The organism is Streptomyces sp. CNQ329 (genome assembly GCF_000482585.1).
Genome location: NZ_AXVU01000028.1, coordinates 43611 through 56594, shown reverse-complemented (window position 1 = coordinate 56594; position 12984 = coordinate 43611). Strand labels below are relative to the sequence as shown.

Sequence of the window (12984 nt, the reverse complement as noted above, 5' to 3'; positions counted from 1 at the left end):
GGCCCAACGAAGGGCGGGCGCGAGATGATCCTGACAGCCGTGTGTTCCGCAGTCATCGGCCTGGCGATTGCGCTGGCCGCACTCTCCCGCTATCCGGACCGGTTCCGGCACCGGAACCTCACGCTGGCCACCGGACCGGGGGCCGCCGTGCTCGGCGCGGCCCTGGCCCACACCGTGCTGGGCTCGGGGAACCTCCCCATCGTCCTGCCGGTCGCCGGAGCGTTCGCGGCGGCGATGCTGTCGCTGCTGGTCAAGAACCAGGAGCGGAGCCGCCCCGCGGCGGCGTATCTGGCGGGCCGCCCGGTGCGCTGAGCCGCCCGCGGAGGCACTCCCGAACCACGAGCAGGTACGCGCGCCCGGCCGGCCGGCCCGGGCGCCGCGCTATGCCGAGAGCCCCAGCGCCGCCATCCGCTTGGTGTGCGCTTCGGTGATACGGGAGAACATCCGCCCCACCTCCGCCAGGTCGAACCCGTCGGCGACCCCGCCGACGAGCATCATCGACAGCGCGTCCCGCTCCGCCACCACCCGCTGGGCCTGGCTCAGCGCCTCCCCCATCAGCCGCCGTGCCCACAGTGCCAGCCGGCCGCCCACCCGCGGGTCGGCCTCGATCGCGCTGCGGACCTTGCCGACGGCGAAGGTGGCGTGCCCGGTGTCGTCCAGCACCCCCAGCACCAGACCCCGGGTGTCGGAGTCCAGCCGGACCGCCACCTCGCGGTAGAAGTCGCTGGCGATCGAGTCGCCGACGTACGCCTTGACCAGCCCCTCCAGCCAGTCGGACGGCGCGGTCTGGCGGTGGAACTCGTTCAGCGCGGTGGCGAACGGCTCCATCGCCCGCGCCGGGTCCTCGTCGATCTCGGCCAGCCGGTCCCGCAGCCGCTCGAAGTGGTGGAACTCGGCGGCGGCCATCGCCGCCAGCTCCGCCTTGTCCTCGACGCCGGGGGCCAGCTTCGCGTCCTCCGCCAGCCGCTCGAAGGCGGCCAGCTCGCCGTAGGCGAGGGCGCCGAGCAGGTCCACGACCGCGGCCCGGTACCGCGGGTCGGCGGCGGCCTGTGCCCAGCCCTCGGCGGCTACGCCGGATGCGGCGGCGTCTCCGGTGTCCCCGGTGTCCTTGGTGTCGTCGGTGTCGTCGGTGTCCCGGGGGGCGGCCTCGTCGGCAGAGGGAGTGTCCATGGAGCGGAATATAGCGGCCGGCAGGGACCTGGGAAGAGCCTGGTCAGCCCCTGCACTATGAGACATCGCACAACACGGCTGCACGATTTTAGGTAGAGTGGTATAGCACCCGCCGGTCACGGCGGGTCCCCCATACCCCGGGCGTGAGCCCCGAGGCGCATGGGAAGCATGTCCTGAAGGATGCCCGGTCGGTGGCCCGATCGGCTCCGACCCCGACCGCTCTCAGCGGAGCCCGTGCGGCCTGTCCCGCCGTACGCACACCGCCGGAGGGAACCCTCGCGGCTGGAGCGCGCGAGTGACGGAAGAAGTGGTCCCGCACCACCCTGTGCGGTACGACCCCCGTCCCCCGCCGATCGCCGCGACCGACAGAAGAGGCAAGCATCCTGTCCACGTTTCGAGACCTGGGGATCCTCCCCGAGACTGCTGAGGCCCTGGAGGCCGTGGGAATCACCACTCCTTTCCCCATTCAGGAGATGACCCTTCCCGTGGCCCTCGCCGGCACCGACGTGATCGGCCAGGCCAAGACCGGTACCGGAAAGACGCTCGGCTTCGGCCTTCCCCTGCTGGAGAAGGTCGTCGTCCCCGCCGACGTCGAGTCCGGTCGCGCCGACACCGGCGCCCTGACGAACGCCCCGCAGGCGCTCGTCGTCGTCCCCACCCGCGAGCTGTGCGTCCAGGTCACCAACGACCTGCTGACCGCCGGCAAGGTCCGTAACGTCCGCGCGCTGTCGATCTACGGCGGCCGGGCGTACGAGCCCCAGTTGGAGGCGCTGAAGAAGGGTGTCGACGTCGTCGTCGGCACCCCCGGCCGCCTCCTCGATCTCGCCGGCCAGCGCAAGCTGGACCTGTCGAAGATCAAGGTGCTGGTGCTCGACGAGGCCGACGAGATGCTCGACCTCGGCTTCCTGCCGGACGTCGAGAAGATCATCCAGCAGTTGCCCGCCAAGCGGCAGACGATGCTGTTCTCGGCCACCATGCCGGGGCAGGTCATCGGCCTCGCCCGGCGCTACATGTCGCAGCCCACCCACATCCGCGCCACCGCGCCGGACGACGGCGGCGCGACCGTCGCCGCCGTCGAGCAGCACGCCTTCCGCGCGCACTCGATGGACAAGCCGGAGATGCTGGCGCGGATCCTCCAGGCCGAGGGCCGCGGGCTGACCATGATCTTCTGCCGTACGAAGCGCACGTGCGCGGACGTCGCGGAGCAGTTGACGCGGCGCGGGTTCGCCGCCGGCTCGGTCCACGGCGACCTCGGCCAGGGCGCCCGCGAGCAGGCGCTGCGGGCGTTCCGCAACGGCAAGGTCGACGTGCTGGTCTGCACGGACGTGGCGGCGCGCGGCATCGACGTCGCCGGCATCACGCACGTGATCAACTACCAGACGCCGGAAGATGAGAAAACGTACCTGCACCGCATCGGCCGCACCGCCCGCGCGGGCGCGTCCGGCACGGCGGTGACGCTGGTCGACTGGGACGAGATCACGCGCTGGCACCTGATCAACAAGGCGCTGGAGCTCGACCTGGAGAACCCCGAGGAGACGTACTCCACCTCCCCGCACCTGTACGAGGCGCTGCGCATCCCGGAGGGCACGAAGGGCGTGCTGCCGCGCGCGGAGCGTACCCGCGCGGGGCTCGGCGCCGAGGAGCTGGAGGACCTGGGCGAGACCGGCGGCGGACGCCGCGGTGCGGGCTCGCGCCGGGCGGCGGCCGAGGAGCGGCCGAAGCGCAGCCGCACGCAGCGGCAGCGCCGCCGTACGCGCAGCGGGCAGCCGGTGGCGGCGGAGGCCGCCGAGGGCGCCGCCGAGCCGCGGGAGACCGCGCCGGAGCCGGCCACGGCCACGGCGGACGCCGCCGCAACCCGCAAGCCCCGCCGCCGCCGTCGCCGTACGCGCAGCGGCAACGCGGGCCAGCCGGCTGCGGAGTAGGAGCACGGCAGGACAACCCCGACGGGCCCGGGGCGTACGTCGTGACGTACGCCCCGGGCCCGCGGTGTGTCCGCGGACGGAGCGAGGTTCGCGGTCCGGGCGCGCGGCGACGCCGCCGCGGAGACGCGGGCCGGGCGGAGCCGAGCACCGGCGCGAGAGCCCCCGCGCCCCTCGTGGCGCTACCCTCGCCGCAGGCGCCGGCGCGCCCGCCCGCGGGACGCCGTGGCGGCCCGGGGTCCCGCCCGGTCCCACCGGCCCGCCCGTGCCGCGGAGCGGGGTCCGTGCCCGGGGGCCGGCCGGCCGGGGCTAGGGTCGGGGGATGAGCAAGCCGCCGTTCGTCGCGTTGCCGGCCGGGGCCGAGGCCCTGCGGATCGAGACCCCGCGGGGTGTGTTCGCCGCACTGCGGGCCGGGCGGCCCGTACACGGGACCGCGCTCCTGCTGCCCGGATTCACCGGCAGCAAGGAGGACTTCATCGCCCTGCTCGGCCCCCTCGCCGCCGCCGGCTACCGCGTGCTCGCCGTCGACGGCCGCGGGCAGTACGAGTCGGCGGGTCCCGCCGACGAGGAGGCGTACGCGCAGGACGAACTCGCGCAGGACGTGCTCGCGCTGGCCGCCGCGACCGGCACACCCGACGGCCCTCCGCCCCACGTCCTCGGGCACTCCCTCGGCGGCCACATCGCCCGGGCCGCCGTCCTCCGCGACCCCGGCGCGTTCTCCTCGCTCACCCTCATGAGCAGCGGCCCCGGCGTCGTCTGCGACGAGCAGCAGTCCCGCGCGAAGCTCCTCGGCGACGCCCTGACCGCGTACGACATGGAGACCGTCTGGCAGGCCATGCGCGCCTTCGACCCCCCGGAGGCCGCCGACGCCCGCACCCCCGCCGACGTGGAGGACTTCCTGCACCGCCGCTGGCTCGGCACCAGCCCCGCCCAGCTCATCGCCACCGCCCGGCAACTGCGCGAGGAGCCCGACAGGACCGCGGAGCTGGCCCGTCTGCCGCTGCCCGTGCACGTACTCACCGGCGTGTCCGACTACGTGTGGCCCGTGGCGCAGATGGACGACATGGCGCGGCGGCTGCGGGCCCACCGCACGGTCGTCGACGGCGCCGACCACTCCCCCAACGTCGACAACCCCGCCCAGACCGCCGCCGCGCTCGCCGCGTTCTGGTCGGCCGCCCCGGCGGCGGGTTGACCGGGCAGCTTCGCAGCTCAACCGTGGTTGACGTCGGGTTACGCTGGCGGACATGACGCAGCACCTGTCCCCGCGTGCCAAGGAAGCCACCATCGGCGAGCTGTCCGACCGCAGCGGAGTCCCCCAGTCCGCGCTGCGCTTCTACGAGCGCCAGGGCCTGATCAGCAGCCGCCGCACCTCGGGCAATCAGCGCCGCTTCTCCCGGGACACCCTGCGCCGGGTCGCGTTCATCCGCGCCTCGCAGCGCGTGGGGATCCCGCTGGCGACGATCCGCGAGGCACTCGCGGTGCTGCCGGAGGGACGCACGCCCACCCGCGGCGACTGGGCGCGGCTGTCGGAGGGCTGGCGCAGGGACCTCAACACCCACATCCGCCGGCTGGAGCGGCTGCGCGACAACCTCACCGAGTGCATCGGCTGCGGCTGCCTGTCGCTCGACAAGTGCGCGCTGGCCAACACCGACGACCGGCTGGGCGAGCGCGGCCCGGGCGCACGCGGCCTCGGCATCTGACGACGCGGTACGCGCCTCACGCCTGCCGGACGAACTCAGTGGCCGGGCCGGCGATCTGCCGCCCCGCCGGGATCCCGGCGGACGGCCGCGCCTGCCGGCCGCCCGCCGGCGGGCAGGCGGTCAGCGCTTGACCGGGGTTGCGCCCGTGGCGCGGTCCACGATCTGCTCGTAGACCTCCGGGGCCGTCGTGAACTCGCCGAGGCCGCAGGTTTTGCGGGCGCCGTGGTAGTCGCTGGAGCCCGTGGCCAGCAGGCCCAGGTCCGCGGCCGTGCCGCGGAGCCTGGCGCGGGTCTCCTCGTCGTGGTCCATGTGGTCCACCTCGATGCCGTCGAGGCCGGCCGCGGCCAGTTCCGCCACGGCGCTCTCCGGCAGACAGACGCCGCGCTTGACCGCCTGCGGGTGGGCGAAGACCGTGACGCCGCCGGCTCCCTTGATCAGGCGGATGGCGTCGAACGGGTCGAGCTCGTGCTTCTCCACGTACGCCCGGCCGCCGGAGCCGATCCACTCGTCGGTGAACGCGTCCTTCACCGACGGGACGACGCCGGCCTCGACCATCGCGCTGGCCACGTGCGGCCGGGCGATGGCGCCCTCGCCGGCGATCTCCTGCACCCGCTGCCAGGTGAGGGGGACGCCCAGCTCGATCAGCCGCTCGGTCATCAGCCGCGCCCGGCGCACCCGGTCGTTGCGCACGGCGTCGCGCTCGCGGGTCAGCTCCGGCTCCTCGGGGTCGAAGAGGTACGCGAGCATGTGCAGGCTGATGCCGCCGAGGTCGCAGGAGAGCTCCATGCCGGGGACGAGGGTCAGCCCTTCGGGCAGCGCCTCGATCGCCTCGGCGTGGCCGCCGACGCCGTCGTGGTCGGTGAGCGCGACGACGTCCAGGCCCTCGGCCGCCGCTTTGCGTACCAGCTCGGCGGGGGTGTCCGTACCGTCTGAATCGGCGGAGTGGGTATGCAGGTCGATGCGCACAGACGGTACCTCGCACGGGCTCGGGGTCGCTGGGAAGCACCCAGCTTACGGTCCCGGCGCGGTGTCCAACTGACGAAGGGTGCCTCCCTGCACCGCCCCCGCTACAGCAGCCGTGGCGAGAGCGCGCCGCAGGGCAGCAGCTCGATCTCCGCGCCGGCATCGCGCAGGTCGGTGAGCACCAGTTCGTCGTAGAGCAGCAGCCCGGACTGCTCCGGCCAGACCACGGCCCACAGCCACAGCCCGCGTGCCTCCCCGGCGAAGACGGCCCGGTCCGCAGGCACGCCGCCGACGTGCCACAGCGGAGTGGGCCGGCCGGCCGCGATGACCTTGGCGTCCGGCGGCTTGTCGGTGCACATGCCCGGGCCGGGGTCGGGCCCCTGGACGCCGGCGAAGCGCGCGCCGAGGCCGACGCCCAGCTCCTCCGCGACGAGGATCAGCTCGCCCGGTCCGCCCAGCGGCCCGGGGCCGGAGCAGGCGACGGCGGTGGCCCGGCCCCCGCTGCGGTCGTCGCCCGCGTTGGCGACGCCGGTGAACAGCCAGCCCAGGGGGAGCGGCCACGGCATCCACACCGGCACCTGGGCCCGGTGCACCACCACCCCGAGCGCCTCGACGCTGGGCGGTATGACGGGCTGCATCGGCTGTACGGGCCCGTGCCGCTCGCACTGCCAGGAGTCGGTGAAGAGACCGGGCGCCCGGACCCGCCCGCCGCACTTCGGGCAACTGGGTTCGCCCCTCATAGGAACTTACGGTCCTCCCCGGCCGCCGCGCCGTCAAGGACGATCACCCGTCCGGGGCCGCCCGGCAAGGCGCCCCGGCGTGTGCGCGCGGCCCGTCCCCGTCTCCCCGCCGCGTACGGCGTGCGCGCCGGGCTCCGCTACGCGCCCAGGTCCACCCCGCGGCGCAGCGGGTCGCGCAGGTCGGTGCCCGCGTCGAGCCAGCGCTCCTGCAGCGCCGCCGCGCCGTGCACCCGCTTCCACGCGGCCTCGTTCGGGGTCATCGGCAGCAGCGGCAGGAACCGCACAGGCTCCCGCGGCCCGGGCAGCACCACGTCGTCCACCAGCCCGCCCGGCTCCGCGACCAGCACCGCGCGGAACGGCGCCCCCGGCCACAGCGGCCCGCCCACCTCCAGCGACGCCCCCGGCGCCACGACGACGCCCTCCACCTGGGGCGACGCGGCGAGGACGGCGAGCGGACGCAGCACCTTGTCCGTGTCGGCGCGCCCGGCCCGCACCGTCAGCAGCAGTTCGGCCCGCGGTCCGCGCAGCGGGTCGGCCAGCACCTGCGTGGGGTCGGTCATGGGCCGGGCGGACATCCCGAGGGTGACGTAGCGCAGCAGCGGCTCGCCCTCGGCCGTGGCCGACGTGAAACGCACCACCTCGATGCGGTCGGTGCCGACGAAGGTCACGGAGGCCCGCGCGCCGGGCTCGCCGAACGCCCCGGTCAGCCGCTGTTCCACCTGCGTGAGCACGTCGTCGTACGCCATGGGCCCCAGCCTAGGCCGCGGGGGAACCGTCAACGCCGGCCGGCCGGTTCACCGGCGGCTGGTAACCTTGCGTGTCGGCTTGGTGCGCGTCGTACGTACGGCGCGGGCACAGCCCGGCACTCAGGCACATGAGCAGCATGCGAACGGCTTTGACAGACACGCCCTTCGACAGGGCCCGGCCGGAGGAGGTGGGGACTGCGGTGGATCCGAGCCGACCTTGCAGTACCGACAGCTCTCCCGCCCGGCCCGGCGCTCACTGACCTTCACCGGCCTTCCCCTGCAGCGACGCGGGGACCTCCTGGCCGGCCCCCGGCCGCGCCGTTCGGCGCCTGGCGGCTGAGCACGCGTTGTCCGTCGTTGTCCACTGACGTGCCGTCGGCGCGTTCAGCGGTGCCCGCTTTGTGGGTGTACCTCTGCGTAGATCCCCATTCCCGGCAGCGTTGGCCCGCGCCCGGCAGGAGCGTGAAGGAGTTCGCCCATGTCGATGATCCGCGACCTGCGAGCCGTCGTCCGTCCCGCCCGCAAGCGCCTCAGCCAGTCCCCGCACGGCTACGACCCCACCCGCGACCCGGCCACCGTCAGCGCCGTCGTCGACTGCGCCGTCTACAAGGGCGGCCGGCGCGTCAGCGAGCGGCTCTCCCCCGCCCAGGCGATGCGCAGGGTGCGCGGCGGGGGCGGCTTCGCCTGGATCGGGCTGCACGAGCCGACGGAGCGCGAGTTCGCCGGCATCGCCGAGGAGTTCGGGCTGCACCCGCTGGCCGTGGAGGACGCGATCGACGCGCACCAGCGGCCGAAGCTGGAGCCGTACGAGGACTCCCTCTTCACCGTCTTCAAGACCCTCCACTACGTGGAGCACGCCGAACTCACCGCCTCCAGCGAGGTGGTGGAGACCGGCGAGGTGATGTGCTTCACCGGCCGGGACTTCATCATCACCGTCCGGCACGGCGGCCAGGGCTCGCTGCGCGCGCTGCGCGCGCGGCTGGAGCAGGACCAGGAGCTGCTGGCGACCGGCCCGTCCGCGGTGCTGCACGCCATCGCCGACCAGATCGTCGACAGTTACCTCGTCGTCGCCGACGCCGTCCAGGAGGACATCGACGAGGTCGAGATCGACGTGTTCTCGCCGAGCGACGGCCGCAGCGGGCGCGGCAGCGACGCCGGCCGGGTGTACCAGCTCAAGCGCGAGGTGCTGGAGTTCAAGCGGGCGGTGGCGCCCCTGCTGCGGCCGATGCAACTGCTGTCGGAGCGGCCGATGCGGTTCGTCGACCCGGAGATCCAGAAGTACTTCCGGGACGTCGCGGACCACGTGGCGCGCGTGCACGAGCAGGTGGTCGGCTTCGACGAACTGCTCAACTCCATCCTCCAGGCCAATCTGGCACAGGCCACGGTGGCGCAGAACGAGGACATGCGGAAGATCACGTCGTGGGCGGCGATCTTCGCCGTGCCGACGATGATCGCCGGGGTCTACGGCATGAACTTCGACCACATGCCGGAGACCGAGTGGGAGTTCGGCTATCCCCTGGTGCTCACCCTGATCCTCGGCATCTGCCTGGCCATGCACCGCGGCTTCCGCCGCAACGGCTGGCTGTAGGGGTACGGGCCCGGGGCCCGGCGGCTACGCTCGCCCCATGGAGCCGATCGCCGCCGCCCTCGCCGAAGAAGCCGCCAAGAAGTCCGGGCTCGTGTGGATCGAGGGCCCCGACGGCACGCAGCGCGCGCTGTGGCACGTCTGGCTCGACGGCGCCGTCGTCCTCGTCGGCGACGGGCCTGACGAGCAGCCGCTCGACGGGCTCGGGCTGACCGACGGGGCCGTGGTGACCGTGCACGCGCGCAGCAAGGACAAGGGCGGCCGGCTGGTCGCGTGGCCGGCGCGGGTGGCGGAGCCGGCGCCGGAGAGCGAGGCATGGCGGTCGGCGGTGGAGGAGCTGAAGGCCAAGCGGCTCAACGCCGTGGACGCCGACCACCTCGCCGAGCGCTGGGCCCGGGAGAGCCGGGTGCTGCGGCTGACACGGGACGGCGCGGCGGTGGCCGCGGACGGGTTGCCGTCCGGTTCGCTGGCCGCCCCGCCGCCGGCGACCCCGGCGGTGACGCGGCGGCCGGCGCCGGCGGCGCTGCCGCGGCTGCTGTTCAGGCGCAGGCGGCGCGGCTGAGACGCTGCGCGTCGTACGGCGCAGCGCCGGACGGCAGGAAAGGCCCACGGCGGGAAGTACGGCCGGAAGCAGCCGGTGAGCGGGCCGTACGGGACGGGCCGTCACGCGGCGGGGCCCTGCGGCGGGCTCAAGCCGGGCGCGGGCGGGGCCGGTTCAGTCCGCCGAGATCTGCTTCCCGTAGTCCACGACCTCTTCCTTGCGCGGGGCGTTGACCTCGAACTCCTCGTCCCAGTCCACGAGCCGCAGCTCGCCCGCGTCCCCCGCGCGCTCCAGCAGCAGCGGGAACGGCCGCCCCTCCAGCGCCACTTCCAGCGCGCCGCCCGCGCCGTCGTCGGCGGTCACCCGGATCGTGGTGACGCCGTCGACCTCACCGTTGTCCTCGGTGGCCAGCTCGCCGTCGAGCTTCAGCAGCCCGTCGAGCAGAACCTTCATCTCCGTGAAGCCGCTGAGCTGTTTGTACGCCGTGTCTTCCGGAGGCACCTTGACGTACTTGCCGTCGAGCTTCTGCGCGGCGGCTATATCGGCCTTCGAGGGCTTGGCGTCACCGTCCTTGCCCTCGTCCTGGTGCAGCCAGAACTCGTCGCCGGCCTTCAGGAAGAGGTCCTCCCCCGCACGCAGCAGCGAGAACGTCATGCCGCCGGTGGACACTTCACCGACCCCGCCGGCCGACGACAGCCTCATGTCGAGCTTGACCGGCTCGCCGTTGCTCACGAGCGTGCCCGCCAGCCGCACCGAGCTCGCGCCCGCCGCCGCCTTCTCCGCCTTCGATCTGATGCTCTCGGGAGAGAGCTTCCCGACGCCGTTCTCACCCGCCTGCGGACCGTCCTCGGAACAGCCGGCGAGAACGGTGGCGGAGACAGCGAACAGCACCATCCGGAAGGCCGATCTCCTCATCACGAGCGGCAGCGTACCGGGCGCCCGGGCACCTGGCTTTCCCCGCCCGTGGCACTCGGCCGTACGCTGGTGGCATGGCTGTCACAGAAGAGGCGGTGCGCGCCGCGCTCGCGACGGTGAACGACCCGGAGATCCACCGGCCGATCACCGACCTCGGCATGGTCAAGTCGGTCGAGATCGGGACAGACGGCTCGGTCGCCGTCGGGGTCTTCCTCACCATCGCCGGCTGTCCGATGCGGGAGACGATCACTTCACGGGTCACCGACGCGGTCGGGAAGGTCGCGGGTGTGACGTCCGTCACCGTCGAGCTGGACGTGATGAGCGACGAGCAGCGCAAGGCCCTCGCCGCGTCGCTGCGCGACGGCAAGGCGGAGCGCGAGATCCCCTTCGCCCAGCCCGGCTCGCTGACGCGGGTGTACGCGGTGGCGTCCGGCAAGGGCGGCGTCGGCAAGTCGTCCGTGACGGTCAACCTGGCGGCGGCGATGGCGGCGGACGGGCTGAAGGTCGGGGTCGTCGACGCCGACATCTACGGCCATTCCGTACCCCGCATGCTCGGCACGGACGACGTGCCCACCCAGGTCGAGGACATGATCATGCCCCCGACCGCGCACGACGTGAAGGTCATCTCCATCGGGATGTTCACGCCGGGCAACGCGCCGGTCGTCTGGCGCGGCCCGATGCTGCACCGCGCGCTCCAGCAGTTCCTCGCGGACGTCTTCTGGGGCGACCTCGACGTACTGCTCCTCGATCTCCCCCCGGGCACCGGCGACATCGCGATCTCCGTCGCGCAGTTGATGCCGAACGCCGAGATCCTCGTCGTCACCACGCCGCAGCAGGCCGCGGCCGAGGTCGCCGAGCGGGCGGGGGCCATCGCCGTGCAGACGCACCAGAAGATCGTCGGCGTGGTGGAGAACATGTCGGGCCTGCCGTGCCCGCACTGCGGCGAGATGGTCGACGTCTTCGGCACCGGCGGCGGCAAGCAGGTCGCCGAGGGACTGACGCGCACGACGGGCGCGGAGGTACCGGTGCTCGGCGCGATCCCGATCGACGTGACGCTGCGGGCCGGCGGCGACGAGGGCAAGCCGGTCGTCCTCACCGATCCGGACTCCCCCGCGGGCGCGGCGCTGCGCGACGTCGCGGCGCGGCTCGGCGGGCGGCCCCGCGGGCTCGCGGGGATGTCGCTGGGCGTCACGCCGCGCAACAAGTTCTGAGCGGTACGCCCCGGGCCGCCGGCCGCGGGGCGGGACGCGCAGGGCAGGGGCGTACGCCCCCGGCGCTATGGAGCAGGGGGGCGCGGCCCGTACGCGATCCGCGCCCCGGAGCGCCGCGGGCGGCTAGCCGCGGCGGTCTTCGTACGTCGTGATGTCCTTGATCGCCGAGAACCCGAGTCCGTATGCGCTCATGCCGCGGCCGTACGCGCCCAGGTGCACCTGCTTCTGCGTCGTCCCCGCCAGCACCCAGCCGAACTCCGACTCGCGGTAGTGGAACTGCGTCGCCTCGCCGTCGACCGGCAGGGACAGCGCCGACCAGCCGGACCCCTCCAGGTCGTCGGCCAGCTCCCAGGCCACCGACGTCTGCTGGTCCAGCCACTCCTCGCGCATCTGGCGCTCCATCTGCCCCGGCCAGGTGCACGACAGCAGCCCCGAGCCCGCCAGCCAGGCCGCGGACGACACGGACGTCGCCTCCAGCACCCCGGTGCCGTCCGCGCTGCGCCGCACGGGGCGGCTCGCGACGGTCACGACCACCGCGAAGCGGTGCTCGCGCATGCCCGCCTCGGTGAGGTACGAGGGCATGTCCCCGTGGCCCACCGTGCCGTGCTCCACACCGCCGTCCCCGCCGGTCGTCTGCAGCCAGCGCGGGCCGGCGAACGCGTCGTCCAGCCCGTACCACGGGAAGGGCGCCCGCAAAAAGCTGTCCACCAGGCGTGGCTCGGACTCCTGAACCGTCCCCCCGGGCTCCGCCTCGCTCGTCATCTCCATCAGCGTGGTGCCTCCTCGTGGCCTGGACCTGTCATTCGGCGGTCGCCCCCCGCCGGGGCGCACGCCCCGCCTGGCACACCGCATGCCGGGCGCTCACCCAGACACACGGGAGGATATCCACCTGCATACGCTAGGACAGGCAGGTGGTCTGATATGTGAGCCGATCAGGTGGCGTCCGCGTCATACGGCGGGCGCTGGGCGGTGGCCGTGCTCTTGGCCTCACCTGCGGCGTCGCTCGTGCCGCCGGTGTCGCTGCCGCCGTCCTTCGTCAGGCTCAACCGCTTTCCGCCTGTCGCACCGTCGTCCTCGATGTCCCCCACGGTGCGCGCCGCCTCGCCGATCTCGGCGACCTCCTTCTTGAGGTCGAAGCCGTTACGGATCTCCTTCAGCCCCAGGTCGTCGTTGTCGAGGAGGTGCTTCTTGGCGAAGTTCTTCGGGTTCAGGTCCTCGAACTCGAAGTCCTTGAACTCCGGCCCCAGCTCCTTGCGGATGTCCTCCTTGGCGGAGTCGGAGAACTCCCGGACCTTGCGGACGAACCGCATGGTGTCCTGGATGACCTTGGGCAGTTTGTCGGGGCCGAAGACGATCGTGGCCAGGATGATGAGAGCGATCAGCTCGAGGGGTCCTATATCGAAGAACACCTGGCACTCCTTGCTGTCCTGTCCGTCGGCCCGCTGCGGGCGACTCTCACGGTACCTGGCGACCCCGCCCCACCGGGAGTACCGC

The 12984-nt window shown here is 73.4% G+C and carries 14 protein-coding genes; 7 read left to right on the top strand and 7 right to left on the bottom strand.

The features are described 5' to 3' along the window. Positions 1–39: 39 nt before the first annotated feature. Complete coding sequence (locus tag I003_RS0119640; protein WP_486584295.1) at positions 40–312, top strand: hypothetical protein; 273 nt, start codon at positions 40–42, stop codon at positions 310–312. Between the two features lie 69 nt (positions 313–381). Here the strand turns inward: I003_RS0119640 and I003_RS0119635 are convergent, their stop codons facing one another. After that, complete coding sequence (locus I003_RS0119635) at positions 382–1170, bottom strand: ferritin-like fold-containing protein (RefSeq protein ID WP_027773066.1); 789 nt, start codon at positions 1168–1170, stop codon at positions 382–384. 473 nt (positions 1171–1643) lie between these two features. Here I003_RS0119635 and I003_RS0119630 point away from each other — a divergent pair, with 473 nt between their 5' ends. The 3 genes from I003_RS0119630 to soxR all read left to right on the top strand — a co-directional run bounded on the left by I003_RS0119630 (position 1644) and on the right by soxR (position 4789). Then, positions 1644–3092, top strand: coding sequence for a DEAD/DEAH box helicase (locus tag I003_RS0119630; protein WP_078564187.1), 1449 nt, complete (start codon positions 1644–1646; stop codon positions 3090–3092). A 319-nt stretch (positions 3093–3411) separates the two neighbouring features. After that, the gene (locus I003_RS0119625) at positions 3412–4281 is read left to right on the top strand and encodes an alpha/beta fold hydrolase (RefSeq protein ID WP_027773064.1); all 870 of its coding nucleotides are present in this window, start codon (positions 3412–3414) and stop codon (positions 4279–4281) included. A gap of 52 nt (positions 4282–4333) precedes the next feature. After that, positions 4334–4789, top strand: coding sequence for a redox-sensitive transcriptional activator SoxR (soxR, locus tag I003_RS0119620; RefSeq protein ID WP_027773063.1), 456 nt, complete (start codon positions 4334–4336; stop codon positions 4787–4789). A gap of 120 nt (positions 4790–4909) precedes the next feature. On the opposite strand, the gene I003_RS0119615 is transcribed toward soxR, so the two are convergent. From I003_RS0119615 to I003_RS0119605, 3 genes are all read right to left on the bottom strand, one after another. Continuing rightward, positions 4910–5755 (bottom strand): PHP domain-containing protein, encoded by an 846-nt coding sequence (locus tag I003_RS0119615; RefSeq protein ID WP_027773062.1) that lies wholly within the window; start codon positions 5753–5755, stop codon positions 4910–4912. A gap of 101 nt (positions 5756–5856) precedes the next feature. Then, positions 5857–6492, bottom strand: a complete 636-nt coding sequence (locus I003_RS0119610) for a DUF6758 family protein (protein ID WP_027773061.1) — start codon at positions 6490–6492, stop codon at positions 5857–5859. A gap of 137 nt (positions 6493–6629) precedes the next feature. Then, a complete protein-coding gene (locus I003_RS0119605) occupies positions 6630–7238 on the bottom strand; it encodes a suppressor of fused domain protein (protein WP_027773060.1) in 609 nt (202 codons plus the stop codon). A 478-nt stretch (positions 7239–7716) separates the two neighbouring features. Between I003_RS0119605 and I003_RS0119600 the strand changes: the two genes are divergently transcribed. Together I003_RS0119600 and I003_RS0119595 are read left to right on the top strand one after the other, a co-directional pair. Then, the gene (locus I003_RS0119600) at positions 7717–8826 is read left to right on the top strand and encodes a magnesium and cobalt transport protein CorA (protein WP_027773059.1); all 1110 of its coding nucleotides are present in this window, start codon (positions 7717–7719) and stop codon (positions 8824–8826) included. A 37-nt stretch (positions 8827–8863) separates the two neighbouring features. Next, positions 8864–9385, top strand: a complete 522-nt coding sequence (locus I003_RS0119595) for a hypothetical protein (protein ID WP_027773058.1) — start codon at positions 8864–8866, stop codon at positions 9383–9385. 153 nt (positions 9386–9538) lie between these two features. Here I003_RS0119595 and I003_RS0119590 read toward each other — a convergent pair whose 3' ends face one another. Then, positions 9539–10258, bottom strand: a complete 720-nt coding sequence (locus tag I003_RS0119590; RefSeq protein WP_027773057.1) for a hypothetical protein — start codon at positions 10256–10258, stop codon at positions 9539–9541. A gap of 95 nt (positions 10259–10353) precedes the next feature. Here I003_RS0119590 and I003_RS0119585 point away from each other — a divergent pair, with 95 nt between their 5' ends. After that, positions 10354–11490: an Mrp/NBP35 family ATP-binding protein gene (locus I003_RS0119585; protein ID WP_078564185.1), complete on the top strand. Its 1137-nt coding sequence runs from the start codon at positions 10354–10356 to the stop codon at positions 11488–11490. 123 nt (positions 11491–11613) lie between these two features. On the opposite strand, the gene I003_RS0119580 is transcribed toward I003_RS0119585, so the two are convergent. After that, positions 11614–12258, bottom strand: a complete 645-nt coding sequence (locus I003_RS0119580) for a hypothetical protein (RefSeq protein ID WP_027773055.1) — start codon at positions 12256–12258, stop codon at positions 11614–11616. Positions 12259–12422: 164 nt separating this feature from the next. Next, the gene (locus tag I003_RS0119575) at positions 12423–12899 is read right to left on the bottom strand and encodes a sec-independent translocase (protein WP_027773054.1); all 477 of its coding nucleotides are present in this window, start codon (positions 12897–12899) and stop codon (positions 12423–12425) included. Positions 12900–12984 lie beyond the last annotated feature (85 nt).

What these genes read in the sequence shown, in the direction of transcription:
- I003_RS0119635 (WP_027773066.1), bottom strand. Translation starts at nt 1,170, where the DNA reads ATGGACACTCCCTCTGCCGACGAGGCCGCCCCCCGGGACACCGACGAC.
- I003_RS0119630 (WP_078564187.1), top strand. Translation starts at nt 1,644, where the DNA reads ATGACCCTTCCCGTGGCCCTCGCCGGCACCGACGTGATCGGCCAGGCC.
- I003_RS0119625 (WP_027773064.1), top strand. Translation starts at nt 3,412, where the DNA reads ATGAGCAAGCCGCCGTTCGTCGCGTTGCCGGCCGGGGCCGAGGCCCTG.
- soxR (WP_027773063.1), top strand. Translation starts at nt 4,334, where the DNA reads ATGACGCAGCACCTGTCCCCGCGTGCCAAGGAAGCCACCATCGGCGAG.
- I003_RS0119610 (WP_027773061.1), bottom strand. Translation starts at nt 6,492, where the DNA reads ATGAGGGGCGAACCCAGTTGCCCGAAGTGCGGCGGGCGGGTCCGGGCG.
- I003_RS0119605 (WP_027773060.1), bottom strand. Translation starts at nt 7,238, where the DNA reads ATGGCGTACGACGACGTGCTCACGCAGGTGGAACAGCGGCTGACCGGG.
- I003_RS0119600 (WP_027773059.1), top strand. Translation starts at nt 7,717, where the DNA reads ATGTCGATGATCCGCGACCTGCGAGCCGTCGTCCGTCCCGCCCGCAAG.
- I003_RS0119595 (WP_027773058.1), top strand. Translation starts at nt 8,864, where the DNA reads ATGGAGCCGATCGCCGCCGCCCTCGCCGAAGAAGCCGCCAAGAAGTCC.
- I003_RS0119590 (WP_027773057.1), bottom strand. Translation starts at nt 10,258, where the DNA reads ATGGTGCTGTTCGCTGTCTCCGCCACCGTTCTCGCCGGCTGTTCCGAG.
- I003_RS0119585 (WP_078564185.1), top strand. Translation starts at nt 10,354, where the DNA reads ATGGCTGTCACAGAAGAGGCGGTGCGCGCCGCGCTCGCGACGGTGAAC.
- I003_RS0119580 (WP_027773055.1), bottom strand. Translation starts at nt 12,258, where the DNA reads ATGGAGATGACGAGCGAGGCGGAGCCCGGGGGGACGGTTCAGGAGTCC.